Annotated in this window: 1 pseudogene; it reads left to right on the forward strand. The window is 42.5% G+C overall.

Annotation, left to right across the window (positions count from 1 at the left end):
- Positions 1 to 86: 86 nt before the first annotated feature.
- Positions 87 to 327 (forward strand): annotated as a pseudogene (locus ACFIO5_RS13065) (alcohol dehydrogenase catalytic domain-containing protein); the annotation flags it as partial.

Genomic DNA, 327 nt, shown 5'->3' on the forward strand with positions numbered 1-327 from the left:
ACTTAATCTAAAAGTCATATATTTGAGGGGGAATAATAATGCGTGCACTGCAACTATTCAATGAACGCCAACTTGAAATCACCACTATTGCCCCCCCACCACCACCTAACCCCGATGAAGTAACAGTACGTATAAAAGCTGTTGCTCTTAATCATCTTGATGTATGGGGCTGGCGTGGTATGGCCTTTGCTAAAAGAAAAATGCCCCTTGTCATTGGCGCAGAAGCTTCCGGTGAAGTTACTCAGCTGGGAAGTAACGTTAAAAATTTACAACTTGGACAAATTGTCTCAATTTATGGTGCACAAACCTGCGGAATATGCCAAGCTT

It is taken from the genome of Bartonella sp. AA86SXKL (assembly GCF_042196885.1).